Annotated in this window: 14 protein-coding genes and 1 pseudogene; 11 read left to right on the forward strand and 4 right to left on the reverse strand. The window is 59.3% G+C overall.

Annotation, left to right across the window (positions count from 1 at the left end; all coding sequences use genetic code 11):
• Positions 1 to 213: 213 nt before the first annotated feature.
• Both AC1DS5_RS17650 and AC1DS5_RS17655 read left to right on the forward strand, forming a co-directional pair.
• On the forward strand, positions 214 to 1,140 hold the full coding sequence (locus AC1DS5_RS17650) for a LysR family transcriptional regulator (protein ID WP_477719553.1): 927 nt from the start codon (positions 214 to 216) through the stop codon (positions 1,138 to 1,140).
• Positions 1,141 to 1,576: 436 nt separating this feature from the next.
• Positions 1,577 to 2,566 (forward strand): Bug family tripartite tricarboxylate transporter substrate binding protein, encoded by a 990-nt coding sequence (locus AC1DS5_RS17655; RefSeq protein ID WP_477719554.1) that lies wholly within the window; start codon positions 1,577 to 1,579, stop codon positions 2,564 to 2,566.
• Between the two features lie 41 nt (positions 2,567 to 2,607).
• Here the strand turns inward: AC1DS5_RS17655 and AC1DS5_RS17660 are convergent.
• A pseudogene (locus AC1DS5_RS17660) lies at positions 2,608 to 2,849 on the reverse strand (DDE-type integrase/transposase/recombinase); the annotation flags it as partial.
• Positions 2,850 to 3,394: 545 nt separating this feature from the next.
• Here AC1DS5_RS17660 and AC1DS5_RS17665 point away from each other — a divergent pair.
• The 5 genes from AC1DS5_RS17665 (at position 3,395) to AC1DS5_RS17685 (ending at position 9,259) form a co-directional block, all read left to right on the forward strand.
• Complete coding sequence (locus AC1DS5_RS17665; protein ID WP_477719555.1) at positions 3,395 to 4,453, forward strand: beta-keto acid cleavage family enzyme; 1,059 nt, start codon at positions 3,395 to 3,397, stop codon at positions 4,451 to 4,453.
• 89 nt (positions 4,454 to 4,542) lie between these two features.
• Entirely contained in the window at positions 4,543 to 5,523 is a 981-nt protein-coding gene (locus tag AC1DS5_RS17670) for a quinone oxidoreductase family protein (protein ID WP_477719556.1), read from the forward strand.
• A gap of 27 nt (positions 5,524 to 5,550) precedes the next feature.
• A complete protein-coding gene (locus AC1DS5_RS17675) occupies positions 5,551 to 6,546 on the forward strand; it encodes a Bug family tripartite tricarboxylate transporter substrate binding protein (RefSeq protein ID WP_477719557.1) in 996 nt (331 codons plus the stop codon).
• A gap of 309 nt (positions 6,547 to 6,855) precedes the next feature.
• Entirely contained in the window at positions 6,856 to 8,037 is a 1,182-nt protein-coding gene (locus tag AC1DS5_RS17680) for an acyl-CoA dehydrogenase (RefSeq protein WP_477719558.1), read from the forward strand.
• A 25-nt stretch (positions 8,038 to 8,062) separates the two neighbouring features.
• Positions 8,063 to 9,259, forward strand: a complete 1,197-nt coding sequence (locus AC1DS5_RS17685) for a CaiB/BaiF CoA transferase family protein (RefSeq protein WP_477719559.1) — start codon at positions 8,063 to 8,065, stop codon at positions 9,257 to 9,259.
• Positions 9,260 to 9,415: 156 nt separating this feature from the next.
• Here the strand turns inward: AC1DS5_RS17685 and AC1DS5_RS17690 are convergent, their stop codons facing one another.
• A complete protein-coding gene (locus tag AC1DS5_RS17690; protein WP_477719560.1) occupies positions 9,416 to 10,453 on the reverse strand; it encodes an AraC family transcriptional regulator in 1,038 nt (345 codons plus the stop codon).
• 116 nt (positions 10,454 to 10,569) lie between these two features.
• On the opposite strand from AC1DS5_RS17690, the gene AC1DS5_RS17695 reads away from it, so the two are divergent.
• The 4 genes from AC1DS5_RS17695 to AC1DS5_RS17710 all read left to right on the forward strand — a co-directional run bounded on the left by AC1DS5_RS17695 (position 10,570) and on the right by AC1DS5_RS17710 (position 13,504).
• A complete protein-coding gene (locus AC1DS5_RS17695; protein WP_477719561.1) occupies positions 10,570 to 11,481 on the forward strand; it encodes a TauD/TfdA dioxygenase family protein in 912 nt (303 codons plus the stop codon).
• A 9-nt stretch (positions 11,482 to 11,490) separates the two neighbouring features.
• The gene (locus AC1DS5_RS17700; RefSeq protein WP_477719562.1) at positions 11,491 to 12,111 is read left to right on the forward strand and encodes an RBBP9/YdeN family alpha/beta hydrolase; all 621 of its coding nucleotides are present in this window, start codon (positions 11,491 to 11,493) and stop codon (positions 12,109 to 12,111) included.
• A 92-nt stretch (positions 12,112 to 12,203) separates the two neighbouring features.
• Positions 12,204 to 12,362 (forward strand): hypothetical protein, encoded by a 159-nt coding sequence (locus AC1DS5_RS17705; protein WP_477719563.1) that lies wholly within the window; start codon positions 12,204 to 12,206, stop codon positions 12,360 to 12,362.
• 5 nt (positions 12,363 to 12,367) lie between these two features.
• Complete coding sequence (locus AC1DS5_RS17710; RefSeq protein WP_477719564.1) at positions 12,368 to 13,504, forward strand: porin; 1,137 nt, start codon at positions 12,368 to 12,370, stop codon at positions 13,502 to 13,504.
• A gap of 167 nt (positions 13,505 to 13,671) precedes the next feature.
• On the opposite strand, the gene AC1DS5_RS17715 is transcribed toward AC1DS5_RS17710, so the two are convergent.
• The gene (locus AC1DS5_RS17715) at positions 13,672 to 14,034 is read right to left on the reverse strand and encodes an ArsR/SmtB family transcription factor (protein WP_477719565.1); all 363 of its coding nucleotides are present in this window, start codon (positions 14,032 to 14,034) and stop codon (positions 13,672 to 13,674) included.
• Positions 14,018 to 14,479, reverse strand: a complete 462-nt coding sequence (locus tag AC1DS5_RS17720; RefSeq protein WP_477719566.1) for an SRPBCC family protein — start codon at positions 14,477 to 14,479, stop codon at positions 14,018 to 14,020. Before AC1DS5_RS17720 ends, AC1DS5_RS17715 begins: the two co-directional genes overlap by 17 nt.
• Positions 14,480 to 14,608 lie beyond the last annotated feature (129 nt).

Below are 14,608 nucleotides of genomic sequence, written 5' to 3' on the forward strand. Positions count from 1 at the left end.
AGACAAGGCAACACCCGGGAGAAGTTGCAGCCGGTGCTGCGGCAACCAAGCGGGGTGGGTCGTGTCGGCGGCTGACGTTGGCGACAGGAAATTGAACACAGGCAAACCTCTTTCGAACAGCGCGCGTGGGGTACGCGTGGGAGGGTTATGCCCTCAATGAATTAGATAATAGGCAAAAGTCATTAAAGAAAAAAGCGGATAATATCGTTAAGAATGATCGATAAATCCAATCAGCAATCTTTCCAGCGCCTGCGCCTCAACCTGCGTCAGCTCGAAGTTTTTCTGGCCACGGCGCGCGGCGGCAGCACGCGTGCGGCCGCCGACCGGATCGCACGCTCGCAATCTGCGGCGAGCACCTCGCTGGCCGAACTCGAGGCCGCGCTCGGCGTCGAACTGTTCGACCGCATCGGCCGACGCCTGCTGCTCAACGAGAACGGACGTGCGCTGTTGCCCAAGGCCCAGGCCCTGGTCGAACAGGCGGCCGAAGTGCAAGCCCTGTTCACGGACGAGCACGCCGCACCCTTGCGGGTCGCCGCCAGCTTTACGATCGGCGAATACCTGTTGCCCAGCCTGGTGTCGCAATGGACGCAATTGCACCCCAAGAGCCAGATCCATCTGCGCATAGGCAATACCAGCGAAGTGATAGCTGCGGTAGCTGCCTTGGACGTCGACGTCGGCTTTGTCGAGGGGTCGCAGACGCATGCCGACCTGGTCGTGCGGCCCTGGCTGGATGACGAAATGGTGATTCTCGCGGCTCCGGGTCATCCGCTGGCGAATCGCTGCGCGACGGCCCGCCAGTTGGCCGATGCCACCTGGGTGCTGCGGGAACACGGTTCCGGCACGCGCCAGATCGCGGATGAATGGTTGCTGAAAAACCTCGACCGGGTGCGCGTCGGCTTCGAACTAGGCAGCACCGAAGCGATCAAGCGCGTGGTGGCGGCGAGCGATGGCCTGGGCTGCCTTTCGCGCTACGCGGTGGCGCAAAGTGTGGCAGACGGGCACCTGGTCGAACTGCAAACACGTCTGCCCAGGGCAAGCCGCCAGCTCGCCATCGTGCTGCACCGCGAAAAGCGGCTGGGCCGTGCGACCACGGATTTTCTGGCGCACTGCAGCGCCGCCGAGCAACACGGCTCCCACTGAGCCAACGGCGTCAGTCGCCGGGCGATCCAATCTTCTGCGTCCTTAGAACCTGTTTACGATCTATGTGGGGTCGCGCAAGTGGATTATCGGGATGGGATGCAAGGCGCAACATCCAGGCCAAGGCTGATGCCTTGGCTGATGTTGCAACGCCGCAGACCGCCCGAGAATCCACTTGCCCTGCGGGTTGGGACGAAATCGGGCGATTTGCTCACCAAATCCCTTGCATGGGCATCAGCCCATGCCGCGTGATGTTGGCAAGCAACTCATCCCGATTGCGTCTCAACGCGACCCCACATAGATCGTAAACAGGTTCTTAGACAGCAGGCGTGCATCCTGTCATGAAATGCAAAGTAAAAGACGTCAACGGTCAAGTCAAAAAGGGGCCACGACCAGATGATGCAAATGCGGCGTCATGCCATTTTTAAGGTGAAGCAACATGAGATTCAATTCATTGATAAGGGTATTCGCAATAGCTATAGCGTCCTGTATTGCTGCGGCATCACCAGCACAGGCGCAAAAGTGGCCTGACAAGCCCATCCGATTGATAGTCCCAGCGCCACCTGGCGGTATTGCCGATGCTGTCGCACGTCTGCTGGCTGAACAATTGCGTGCCACTCTGGGGCAGCCTGTGTTGGTGGATAACAAGCCCGGTGGCTCGGCTGTAGTGGCCGAACGGGCACTCATGAGCGCGCCTGCCGATGGCCACACCTTGATGGTCGGACCATCGAGCATGATGACCGATATCCCACTCGCCGTAAAAAAACCATACGACCCGCGCAAGAGTTTTATTTATGTAGCGGAAGCCGCCGGCATGGTCCATGTCCTGGTGAAAAATACTGATTTCCCGCCAAACACTATCACTGAATTATTGGACTATGCCAGGCGCAAACCCCAGTCAGTCAGCATAGCGAGCCTTAGCGCCGGGAACCGATCAGATTTTTTGAGCGAGATTCTCAGGGATAAAAGTGGCAACACGATTGTTGTTGCTCCGTACAAGGGTTCGGCCCCAGCTTTGGCTGATTTGATGGGCAACCACGTTCAACTGACATTTGATGTCGTGACGAATGTTGTGCCCTTGATCAAGAGTGGAAAACTGCATGCGCTGGCAGTTGCGTCATCCACACGCTCCCCCTATCTTCCTGATGTGCCCAGCTTCGGCGAGTTAGGACTGCCCGACCTTGTGATGCCGGACGCCGGCGTTGGGGTATTTATGCTGAGCAGCACACCCAAGCCCCTTGGCGATCAAATTCAGAATGAATTACAAAAGGCGATCAATTCATCAAAATTCCGTGAAGCTCTTACAGCGCAAGGTTTTGATCACCCTAAAAATGCATCAATGGAGCAGCTCCGGCAGAAGCTGGATGCGACCATGAACCACAACATAAAAATCATCGAGAAACTCAAGCTAAAGATCAGTCCAAGCTGATTTTGCTGCTCAGTATCTGTCGCGGTCCAGGTAGCCCAGACTCGGGCGTGGGTGACACCCTCGTAGGCCTGGAGATAAACCTCCGCATATTTGACCAAGCGCTACAAGCGCCCTACAAACACGTTGTCGCGCCAACAGCCCTTGCTGTCCATCGACATGGGAATCTCATTGTCCTTAGGCGCCAGACCAGAACCTTGCGGCTGTACCAGTCCAGAACCACGGTGAGGTACCTCCAGCTCCTGGCCATCGGAACATAGGTGATGTCCACAGCCCAGACTTGGCTTGCAGCTCCTGGCGTTCGATAACCGGCGCATCGGGCTGGCTGTCGGCATCGAACACGTCGGCGGCACGCTCCATCAACTGCTTGCATCATTCATGGATCTGCGTGGGGTGCAGGTCGTGCTTCGGTGCCAGTTCGGTCAGCGTCTTCTCACCGCGTACGGCTTGCAGCTACTTGCGCCTTGAACGCGGGTGAATGGTTGCGGCGGAGTCTTCTGCGCATGTCTTGCTCCAGTCTCAGGGGCCACTTTTCGGCACCTTCAGGGGGCGACTGTGCTGATCGACCTGGTCAGATTTCCGGGGCCACCCCTCTTCCGAATATTTCAGGATGGCGCAGTGCCTGGTCGTGTTTTCAAGAACGCCCCAGTGTCCGAAAAATTCCCGGTGAGGGGGCGGGCCCCTGTCATGAAAAGCGAAGTCAAAGACGTGAAATGTGAAGTGAAACATGGCGCAAAGCCAGATGATTCACTCCTCGCTAAAGATTAATCCTGAAGTTTTTTCATCTAGTTCGACATTCTCGCTATTCACATTTCAACTTGGAGACCCATCATGAACTTCCTTGACGGCCACCTGTATCCCGAGAACCAGCAGCCCCTGATCATTACAGCCGCTCCCTATGCGCCGGGCTGGATTCCCGCAGACTTCCCGGAAGATATCCCGGTCACCATGGAGGATCAGATCCAAAAGGCGGTGGATTGCTATGAAGCCGGTGCCACCGTGCTGCATCTGCATGTGCGTGAAGCCGATGGCAAGGGCAGCAAGCGCCTGTCCATGTTCAATGAGCTGATCGCCGGGGTGCGCGCCCGCGTGCCGGAGATGGTCATCCAGGTGGGCGGCTCGATCAGCTTCGCGCCCGAAGATGATGGCTCGGCCGCCAAGTGGCTAAGCGACGACACGCGGCATATGTTGGCCGAACTCACGCCGAAGCCCGACCAGGTGACGGTGACCGTCAACACGACGCAGATGAATGTGACGGAGCATGCGGGTATCGATGACTTCAAGGGCGTTTCGCGCGGCTTCCCGCACCTCTATGCAACCTACAAGGACATGATCGTGCCCTCGAATCCCAGCTGGGTCGAAGAGCACATCCGCCGCCTGACTGCCGCCGGCATTCAGAGCGAGTTTCAGTGCTACAACATCAACAGCTTTGAAACGATCGAGCGGATGATTCGCCGCGGCGTCTACAAGGGCCCTCTGGTGATGAACTGGGTGGCCATCAGCGGCGGCATGGATCAAGCGAACATCTACAACCTGGCCAACTTCCTGCGTGCTGCGCCCGATGGCGCGGTGATCACGGTGGAGAGCTCGGTGCTCAATGTGCTGCCCGTGAACATGATCGGCATTGCCTTGGGCCTGCACGTGCGCTGCGGCATCGAGGACGTACTCTGGAACCAGACCCGCACGGGCAAGATGAGCTCCGTCGAGCAGATCAAGCAGTTGGTGCGTATCTCAACCGAATTTGGTCGCCCCATCGCGACAGCACAACAGGCACGCGAAATCATGAAGATAGGCGTCTTCTACGAGACGGCGGAAGAGACGCTTCAGGCCAATGGCTTCGCGCCCAACCGCAACGGTGGCAACCAGGGCTTCCTGCGCAAGCCGACCTGAAGCCTCAGGGTGTGAGGTCAAGGCCGGCAAGCTGCCGGCGCATTCTGACATTCTGATATTGATACGCAAGATACATAACAGGAGACAACATGGCAAAAGTCGTTAAGTTCCATGAAACGGGCGCGCCTGAGGTGCTGCGTTTTGAGGACGTTGAGGTTGGTGAACCCGGGTCGGGAGAAGTTCGCCTCCGCCACGTGGCGGTGGGCCTGAATTTCGCTGACACCTATTTCCGCAGCGGCATCTACCCGGTTCCGCTGCCCAGCGGCATCGGCAACGAGGCGGCCGGCGTGGTCGAGGCCGTCGGTGCCGACGTGACGAACGTCGCGGTCGGCGACCGCGTAACCTACACAGGCTTTACCAACACGCTGGGCGCCTACAGCACGAAGCGGCTGATTGCCGCCGCACCGCTGATCAAGTTGCCGGAGGCCATCAGCTGCGAGACCGCGGCGGCCATGACCATGCGAGGCTTGTCGGCCTCCTACTTGTGCCGCAAGATCTACCCGTTCCAGCGCGGTGAAACCATATTGCTGCATGCTGCCGCCGGCGGTGTGGGCCTGATCGTCTCCCAGTGGGCCAAACTTCTGGGCCTCAACGTGATTGGAACCGTCTCTACCGAGGCCAAGGCCGAGGTGGCACGCGCCCACGGTTGCGACCACATCATCAACTACAGCCATGAGGACGTTGCCAGGCGCGTGCGTGAGATCACCAACGGCGTGGGCGTCTCTGTAGTTTTTGACAGCGTGGGCAAAGACACATTCATGTCTTCGCTGGACTCGCTCAAGCGCCGCGGTTTGCTGGTGTGCGTGGGTACCGCCTCCGGAAAAATCCCCCCGTTTGACCCTGCGATCCTGGCCCGCAAAGGCTCCGCATACATCACCCGCCCAGGTTTGGCCGACTACATCGCGGATCCGGCCGAAAAGGCGGAACTGGTCGATGAGCTATTCGGCCACGTGGCGGCAGGCCGCATCCGCATCGAGATCAATCAGCGGTATGCCCTGGAGGATGCAGTGCAGGCGCATCGTGATCTTGAAGGCCGGAAGACCACCGGGTCATCCATATTCGTTATTTGAGAATTCCACTTTTTAAGGTGAACTTCCATGGCATTCAATTCATTGAAACTGAGAGTCTTCGCGATAACTGCACTGTCCTGGCTGACGGCGGTATCGCCTGCAATGGCGCAGGAATGGCCGAACCAACCCATCCGCTTGATCGTCCCTGCGCCGCCTGGCGGCATCATCGACAATGTGGCTCGTTCGCTCGCTGAACAATTGCGGACCAATCTAGGTCAGCCCGTGTTGGTGGATAACAAGCCAGGTGGTTCGGCCGTCATCGCCGAAAGGGCGCTGATGAGCGCGCCTGCCGATGGGTACACCTTGATGGTGGCGCCATCGAGTCTCCTGACCGACTTTCCACTCAGCGTCAAGACGCCTTTCGACCCACTCAAGACTTTTACTTACGTTGCTGCGGTCGCGAATATGGTTCATGTATTGGTTGCGAATGAAAATTTCCCGCCAAACAACGTGAAAGAAATGAGCGAGTATGCCAAGCGCAATCCCAAGTCCGTAAGCGTAGCGAATGTCAGCGTCGGCACACGCTCGCATTTTCTTGGCGAAATGCTCAGGGAAAAAAGCGGCGATAGCATCCTGGTCGTTCCATACAAGGGCTCGGCTCCTGCCATGGTCGATTTGATGGGAGGTCAAGTTCAACTGAGCTTTGAGACTGTGACTGGCAGCGTTGTCCAAACGATCAAGAGCGGGAAAATCAAGGGGCTTGCAGTCATATCGCCCACACGCTCCCCGTATCTGCCCAATGTGCCCAGCTTTGCAGAACTAGGGTTGCCTGAGTTTGTCCTTGCCGATGCGAGCATCGGGGTCTTTATTCTGAGCAGCATGCCCAAGCCGCTTAGCGATCGAATCCAGCGCGAAGTGGCAAAGGCCGTGCATTCACCAAAATTACGCGAGATGCTTGCTGCGCAAAGCCTTGAGATACCAAAAGATGCTTCAGTTGAGGAGCTTCGGCAGAAGATGGCTGCGACCATGGATCAGAACCGGAAAATCATCGAAAAGCTGAAGCTTCAGATCAGTCCCAATTGAGTCCTTCGCCCTGATGTTTGCAATTCATGAGGGGCAAGCGCACAACTAGCTACCTGGCAACGCGATAAATCGAAGGCTCTTGGTCGTTTTGCCCCTGCAGCTATTCCCTGAAACAAGTCATCGCAGCTCTTTCCGGCGAGTCTGAGTGCACCAGGCCATAAGCACGTTCACCTCGCAAAGAACCAGGGCAAATGACGGCCAGAGAACCGTTTGCCAATTTAACTTGAATCAGCAGCATTGGCACATCGTCAAACATCAAACGTCAAACGTGCCAGCAAAACATCATCACTTTTTGTAAAGAGACAAGCCATGAGTAAAAGCCCCCATTTTTCCTGGTCCGACCCTTTCCTGCTGGATCAGCAACTCAGCGATGAAGAGCGCCAGGTGCGCGACGCTGCCCATGCCTACTGCCAGGAACGCCTGCTGCCGCGCGTGCAAGACGCCTTCCGCCATGAAAAAACCGACCGCGCCATCTTCAATGAGATGGGCGAACTCGGTCTGCTCGGCGCAACTATCCCGGAGCAATATGGCGGCTCCGGCCTGAACTACGTCTGCTACGGCCTGGTAGCACGCGAAGTCGAACGGGTTGACAGCGGTTACCGATCCATGATGAGCGTGCAGTCTTCATTGGTGATGGTGCCGATCAATGAGTTTGCCTCCGAAGCACAGAAACAGAAATACCTGCCGAAACTCGCTAGCGGCGAATGGGTGGGCTGCTTCGGCCTGACCGAGCCCAACCACGGATCCGACCCCGGCAGCATGATCACCCGCGCCAGGAGGGTGCCCGGAGGCTACTCGATCACCGGCGCCAAGATGTGGATCACCAACAGCCCGATCGCCGACGTCTTCGTCGTGTGGGCCAAGGACGACGAAGGCGCGATCCGCGGCTTCATCCTGGAAAAAGGCTGGAAGGGCTTGAGCGCGCCCGCCATCCACGGCAAGGTAGGCCTGCGCTCCTCGATCACCGGAGAAATCGTGATGGACGAGGTGTTCGTGCCGGAAGAAAACGCCTTCCCCGACGTGCGCGGTCTGAAGGGCCCGTTCACGTGCCTGAACAGCGCCCGCTACGGCATTGCCTGGGGTGCATTGGGTGCGGCCGAAGACTGCTTCCATCGCGCGCGCCAATATGTGCTGGACCGCAACCAGTTCGGCCGCCCTTTGGCCGCCAACCAGCTGATCCAGAAAAAGCTTGCCGATATGTTGACCGATATCAGCCTGGGCCTGCAGGGCTGCTTGCAGCTGGGCCGGATGAAAGATGCCGGCACAGCCTCGGTTGAAGTCACCTCCATCCTCAAGCGCAACAGCTGCGGTAAAGCCCTGGACATTGCCCGTATGGCGCGCGACATGATGGGGGGTAACGGCATCAGCGACGAGTTCGGTGTGGCGCGCCACCTGGTCAATCTGGAGGTGGTCAACACCTACGAGGGAACACACGACATCCATGCGCTGATCCTGGGGCGGGCCATCACGGGTATCCAGGCCTTCTCTTGACACTGGCTTCAGCGAAGGCACATCAATGGACCACTTGCAAGCTCATGGCCCCGAGGTCGCTCGCGGCGCCTGTGAAACACCACGCCCTTTGGCCGGAGTGCGCGTGCTCGACCTCTCTCGCGTACTGGCCGGACCATGGGCTGGTCAGCTACTGGCCGACTACGGCGCTGAGGTTATCAAGGTTGAGCGCCCCGGAACAGGCGATGACACCCGCACTTGGGGCCCTCCCTGGTGGGGTGAGGGCGAGCAGCGGGTCGCGGCCTATTTCGTCTGCGCCAATCGGGGCAAGCGCTCAGTGGCCATCGATATCGCCAGCCGGGACGGCATTCAGCTAGTGCAAGCGTTGGCTCGGGATGCCGATGTGCTGATCGAGAATTACAAGGTTGGGCAACTTGCCAGGTACGGGTTGGATGCAGCCAGTCTGCGCGCCATCAACCCACGGCTGATCTACTGTTCAATCACCGGTTATGGGCAAAACGGCCCTTTGTCTCATAAGGCCGGGTACGATTTTGCTATTCAGGCTGAAGCCGGGCTGATGAGCATCACCGGTGACAAGGGCGCTGAACCACAAAAGGTGGGGGTGGCCGTGACCGACCTGATGACCGGCGTCTATGCGACCACGGCCATTCTTGCCGCGTTGTATGAAAGACAGCAGACGGGGCGCGGACGCACCATTGATGCGGCACTGTTCGATGTGCAGGTGGCCATGCTGGCTAACCAGGGTAGTAATCAGCTCATTGGGCACACGACGCCAACCCGCATGGGAAACGCTCACCCGAACATCGTTCCTTACCAGGTGTTTCCCACTCGCGATGGCCATATGGTGTTGGCTGTAGGAAACGACGGCCAGTTTGCGCGTTTTTGCGAGGTGGCCGGCCGGCCCGCTGTTTCATGCGACGTGCGATACGGCACCAATCCGGCAAGGGTAGAAAACCGCCACTCGCTCGTGCCCATGATTGCCGAATGGACGCTGCAGCGCGACACGGCCGAGTGGGTTTGCTTGCTGGACCAGTCCGCCGTCCCCTGCTCACCGATCCTGGACATTACCCAAGTCATGGCGCATCCACATGTGGCCGCGCGGGGGATGAAACTGGCGTCGAGTGATGCAACCGTTCCACCTATGGTGGCTAATCCGATGCTGATGGACGGGATGCGACCAAAGTCGGAATTGCCTCCGCCTGAGTTGGGAGTCCATCCGGCAATCTGGAATAGTGTGAAGTGAAGCTCTCGGAGTCAAATTCCAGTAGCCAGGCGGCCTTGGCTATTTGAACAATACAGTAGCTTTGGCAGTAGCTTCAGGTGATTTATTGCTGCTGGCCGGCAAGAGCGCAGAAATGGTGGCCATTGCCGGCAGCTAGACGCACCGCCTCGTAAGGGGTCATGCACTGGCCCGCGGTACTGTGCGGCGGCGAGCGGCGATGCGTGTGGATCGACTCTCCTTGGCGCTACAACTGAATTGTGTTTGGTACCAGCGCGAGAAGCTGCTTGGCGCAGAAAAACCGAGTAGCGCTGCCACTTCGGTTAATGGGCGATCGCTCTCGAGGACATAACGTGTGGCGAGATCCTTGCGGATGTCGTTAACCATAGCCGAGAAGCTCTGCTCCTGTTCAGCCAGTCGACGCTGGACCGTGCGGCACATGACCCCCAGGTGCTCGGCCACCTGCTCGATGCTGCAATGCCCACTGGGTAGCAGCAGCAGAATCGTGCGCCGCACGTCCTCAAGCATTGTCGCCCTCTGCGACTTGGCCGACGCGTCTATCAGCTGCTGCGCATAGCGCACCATCGCCGGATCAGCGGAAGGGTTGCGTGCATCGAGATCGGTTTTTGCGCAGACGATGCAATTGAAGTCGTAGTCGAACTCGACGCAACGGCCAAACAACCGCAGGTGGGTACTGATGTCACGCGGCGCAGCGTGTTCGAAGCACACGCGCCGCGGCTGCCAGTCGGCCCCGAGGAGCTGGCGTATCAAGCGCACCATGACCCCTAGCGCCAGTTCAACCCGTTGGCGCGTGGGCTGACGCGGACTGCCGGCCATGACCACCTCGCGAATAACGACCATTCCAGCGCTTTCCTCGACCGCCAGCGACAGCGCATCATTGAGCAGCGACTGGTAGCGCATCAGCATGTAAAGCGAGTCGCGCAGAGTCGCCTGGTCGCGAATCAGCAGTCCTACCGCCCCAAGATTGGACAACAGGCGCGACTCGGCCATGCAGAGTCCGAAACTCTCGTTGCCCGACATGGTTGCAGAAGCCTGGAGCAGTCGCCCGACACACTCCACCGGAATCATGAGATCCGGCTCGTGCAATACGCTGGGGTTGAGCCCTGCGTCAAAGAGCATCCGGGCCGGGTTGAGTCCGGCGGCAAGGGCCACCTCGCTGTAATTGGTGAGGCTCGCAGCACGAACAAGAGGCGACATCGGTCTAAAGGATTGGCATGAAATGCAAAATGCCTGTCATGTATTGTCAAGCGGAGACAGTCCACCGACGCCACACTTGATCTGTCACGTCATTCTATTACAGGAGACAAACTGTCATGACTCAAGACCTCCAGGTGGCACCCGCAGTGGTCCGCGCGACTTCGCTGGGAAGCTCGATCCAGGTCGAACCGCTCACTTGCACGATCGGCGCCGAGCTCGGCAACGTTAATCTGGGAGCCGCTGCCGAGGACGACGCGCTGATGGCAGAGATCCGGACGCTGCTTCTCAAGTATCGCGTGGTGTTCTTCCGCGACCAGGACATCACGCGCGCGCAGCACGTGGCCTTCGCGCGCCGCTTCGGCGAGCTGGAGGAGCATCCCGTGGTGGGCAGCCATCCCGATCATCCGGGGCTGGTTCAGATCTACAAAACCCCGGAAAGCCCTCCCGAACGCAACGAGAATTCCTGGCACACCGATGCCACCTGGCGCGAAAAGCCTCCACTAGGCGCCGTGCTGCGCTGTGTCGAATGCCCGCCCGTGGGCGGCGACACGATGTGGGTCAACATGGTCGAGGCTTACAGGCAGCTGCCCGAGGATATCAAGACGAAGATCGACCCATTGCGCGCGCGCCATAGCATCGAGGCGAGCTTCGGCGCCGTGATGCCGATCGAAAAGCGCCTGGCGCTGAAGGCTCAGTACCCCGACGCCGAGCACCCGGTTGTGCGTATCCATCCCGAAACCGGGGAGAAGATTCTGTTTGTCAACGCCAGCTTCACGACGCACTTCACCAATTTCAACACCCCGGCCAACGTGCGCTTCGGCCTGGACAAGTCGCCGGGCGCCAGCAACCTGCTCAATTACCTGACCAGCCAGGCCAGCATCCCCGAGTATCAGGTGCGCTTTCGCTGGAAGAAGAACAGCGTCGCCTTCTGGGACAACCGTTCGACCCAGCACTACGCGGTGATGGATTACCCGCCGTGCCACCGCAAGATGGAGCGCACCGCAATCATCGGTGACTTGCCCTACTAAGTGCTCAACATGACATCAACGTCACCAACCATTCTCGTCGTTCCTGGCCTGCGTGAGCATGTGCCGAACCACTGGCAGACCCTGCTGGCGGCGAAGCTGCCTCGCGTGCGCAGTGTCGCCCCGCTCGAGCACGACAAACTTGGCTGCATTGCCCGCGTCGATGCCATCGACAGCGCTCTGGCCTCCATTCAGGGGCCAGTGATCATCGTGGCGCACAGCGCGGGCGCGATGATGGTTGCCCATTGGGCTACCCTGCGCGCCACACGCGAGGTCCAAGGTGCGCTGCTGGCAGCGCCTGCGGACCTTGAAACACCCATGCCGGCGGGCTACCCGACGACCGAGGCACTGAGCAACCATGGCTGGCTACCGATCCCGCGCGCCACGTTGCCGTTTCCAAGCATCGTCGCGGCAAGTAGCAACGATCCTCTCACGCGTCTTGAACGTGCCCGTGACCTGGCCGCGGCGTGGGGCAGCCGCTTCGTCGAACTGGGGGCGGTCGGACATTTGAATCCGGCCTCGGGCTATGGCGAGTGGCCGCAGGCCGAAGCATTCATTCGCGAACTCTCTTCACCGACTGGCGACTGGACGCCACCGGCTGAGAAAGAAGTGGGCCAGGCTTGCGGGATTTGACGATGGCCGTGCTCGTTGAGTGCGACCAGTCAGGTTCAAGGGCTACGCATCTGTACACGTACCCGAAGGGGTGTTCGTACTTTCGGTAATTGGTGCACTTCGACGCGCAATTTCCGCTGGGTATTGACCCTGCGCAGCACAACATGAACGGCGGCTCAATTGCGATTGGCCACCCGTTCAGCATGACCGGTACTCGACTGGAAGGTCGACGTCGCAAGGCCGGGATTCTATTTGCAAATCAACCGGGATAAATGAAATGAAGAAATTGCTGTTGGGATCGATCGCGGTCCTCGGGTCGGGCTTGTCGTTCGCGCAGTCATCGGTCACGCTGTTTGGCGTGATGGATACGGCCGTCGAAATCACCAAGGCCGATGGAGCCGTGCGGATCACGCGGATCGTGTCGGGCGCCAACACACCCAGCAGGCTGGGCTTCAAAGGCAGTGAAGACCTGGGTGGTGGACTTTCTGCTGCGTTCTGGCTGGAGGCCGGTTTCTTCCTCGACACCGGCGCTGGTCAACTGACCAACTTGAACAACACGCCGTCCGGCTCGACTGGGGGCGGCGGCCTGACATTCAATCGTCGGTCCACGGTGAGCTTGATGGGCCGCTTTGGTGAGGTGCGTGTGGGTCGCGACGTGGTGCCTAGTTCCTTGAATTACGTGGTGTTCGATCCGTTCGGTGGTAACGGCATCGGAAATTCCAGTGCGCTGATGCTGAGCACGGGTGTGTTTTCCAGCGTAACAGCCTTGCGTGCATCCAACGCCGTCAGCTACTTTCTGCCCTCCGGTCTGGGTGGTTGGTACGGTCAGGCCATGGCTGCCCTTGGCGAAAACGCGTCGAATGTGTCCGCGACAGCTGCGGGCGGCAAACATGATGGTGACTACTACGGTGCGCGAGTCGGTTATCGCAACGCCAGGCTGGATGTGGCGCTGGCCGCCGGGCGCACGCGCTACGATCTGCTGCCGACGTCCACTGCGGTTGCTGGCAACTCGGACCGCGTCAATCTCGGTGCGTCATACGACTTCGGCATGATGCGCCTGCTCGGTCTGGCCAGCACCGAGCGGCGTGCCCGTGGAACGGGTGGCGTGGGCAGCAACGTGAGCTTCAGTGTGGGCGCCGTCATTCCCCGTGGCCCCAACGATTTCAAGCTGCAGTACGCGCAGGTCAAACAGAACGAGATCGCCGGCAGCAACGATGCACGGCAGTTTTCCGCCGGTTGGGTCTACAACCTCAGCAAACGCACCGCGCTCTACACAACGCTGAGCTTGCTGGATAACCGCAACAATTCGAAGCTGTACGTCCTGAACACGACTGGCGGCTTTGCCACACCGGCCACGACGACGCCGGGTGGCAATATCACCGGCGTCGATTTCGGTATCCGGCACAGTTTCTGAACCCGACCTGAGAAGTTTGCCGAGACCGTCACGCGCGACGTCAAGGATTGGGGTGCGATCGTGCGTGCCGGCAGTCAAGGCGCCCACGCGCCCTCATCGCAGGGTTGTCAAGCTGCCAGCCATGCGTAGCGCGTCCGCTGCCCCGGCTTCTCCAGCAACCGTCGTCTTCAATCCATCTCCACAGCCCTCTTCAACCTGCCAAGCGCCTGATCCCACTGCTGCGCAATCAGCTCCAGCGAGCGACGCGCCTCATCCAACTGCCGCGGGTCAAACTGCCACAAACGCTCCCGCCCCACTTTCACGTGGTGCACCAGCCCCGCATCGGCCAGCACATGCAAGTGCTTGGTCACGGCCTGGCGGGTGATGTCGGTGGTGGAGGTGAGTTGGGCAATCGACACTGCGCCGCCCACGCACAGCACGGCCACCAGGCGCAAGCGAGTCTCATCGCCCAGCGCGGCGAATACGCCTGCGGGGCCGGGCTGTGGTGATTGGGCTTCGGGGGCTTGCGGGGATTTATTGCGGGGCGACATATTTCTGGATATTGCTCATCTGCCCTTCCCAGCCGCCGTCGTTCATGCGGAAGGCTTCGGCGCGGCGGGCCAGCGGGATGTTGTCAAAGCCCGATTCGACCACGCTGAGCAGCGTGCCGTTGCCCGCTTCCGTGAGCGTAAACACCACCAGTGTGGTCGGCTCTTTGGAATAGTCGATGGCCGGGTCCACCGCATAGGGATGCCAGCGGTAAGAAAACAGTTTTTCCGGCTCGATGCGCTCGATCAGCACGTCGAACACCACATGCTCGTAGCCGGAAATAGTGATGTGGCCCTGCACCTGCTGGCCGGCGACGAATTTTTGTCCCTTGAGCGCCACGCCGAACCAGTTGCCGAATTCTTCGGCGTTGGCGAGCGCCGTCCAGACTTTGGAAGGCGCGGCGTTGATGAGGACGCTGCGTTCAATACGGTCGGTTGATGAAGTCATATGCAATCTCCTGGTTGCATTTATTGTGCGTCAGTCCAATCAAATAATGCAACCAAACAGTTGCATTATTTGGAAAACCGAGGAAACAAATTGCAACTGGATTGCAGAGACTTCGTGTTTAACGCATCA

The sequence above is a fragment of the Polaromonas sp. P4_H1 genome (assembly GCF_056400945.1).

What these genes read in the sequence shown, in the direction of transcription:
- AC1DS5_RS17650 (WP_477719553.1), top strand. Translation starts at nt 214, where the DNA reads ATGATCGATAAATCCAATCAGCAATCTTTCCAGCGCCTGCGCCTCAAC.
- AC1DS5_RS17680 (WP_477719558.1), top strand. Translation starts at nt 6,856, where the DNA reads ATGAGTAAAAGCCCCCATTTTTCCTGGTCCGACCCTTTCCTGCTGGAT.
- AC1DS5_RS17655 (WP_477719554.1), top strand. Translation starts at nt 1,577, where the DNA reads ATGAGATTCAATTCATTGATAAGGGTATTCGCAATAGCTATAGCGTCC.
- AC1DS5_RS17710 (WP_477719564.1), top strand. Translation starts at nt 12,368, where the DNA reads ATGAAGAAATTGCTGTTGGGATCGATCGCGGTCCTCGGGTCGGGCTTG.
- AC1DS5_RS17685 (WP_477719559.1), top strand. Translation starts at nt 8,063, where the DNA reads ATGGACCACTTGCAAGCTCATGGCCCCGAGGTCGCTCGCGGCGCCTGT.
- AC1DS5_RS17695 (WP_477719561.1), top strand. Translation starts at nt 10,570, where the DNA reads ATGACTCAAGACCTCCAGGTGGCACCCGCAGTGGTCCGCGCGACTTCG.
- AC1DS5_RS17675 (WP_477719557.1), top strand. Translation starts at nt 5,551, where the DNA reads ATGGCATTCAATTCATTGAAACTGAGAGTCTTCGCGATAACTGCACTG.
- AC1DS5_RS17690 (WP_477719560.1), bottom strand. Translation starts at nt 10,453, where the DNA reads ATGTCGCCTCTTGTTCGTGCTGCGAGCCTCACCAATTACAGCGAGGTG.
- AC1DS5_RS17700 (WP_477719562.1), top strand. Translation starts at nt 11,491, where the DNA reads ATGACATCAACGTCACCAACCATTCTCGTCGTTCCTGGCCTGCGTGAG.
- AC1DS5_RS17715 (WP_477719565.1), bottom strand. Translation starts at nt 14,034, where the DNA reads ATGTCGCCCCGCAATAAATCCCCGCAAGCCCCCGAAGCCCAATCACCA.
- AC1DS5_RS17670 (WP_477719556.1), top strand. Translation starts at nt 4,543, where the DNA reads ATGGCAAAAGTCGTTAAGTTCCATGAAACGGGCGCGCCTGAGGTGCTG.
- AC1DS5_RS17720 (WP_477719566.1), bottom strand. Translation starts at nt 14,479, where the DNA reads ATGACTTCATCAACCGACCGTATTGAACGCAGCGTCCTCATCAACGCC.
- AC1DS5_RS17665 (WP_477719555.1), top strand. Translation starts at nt 3,395, where the DNA reads ATGAACTTCCTTGACGGCCACCTGTATCCCGAGAACCAGCAGCCCCTG.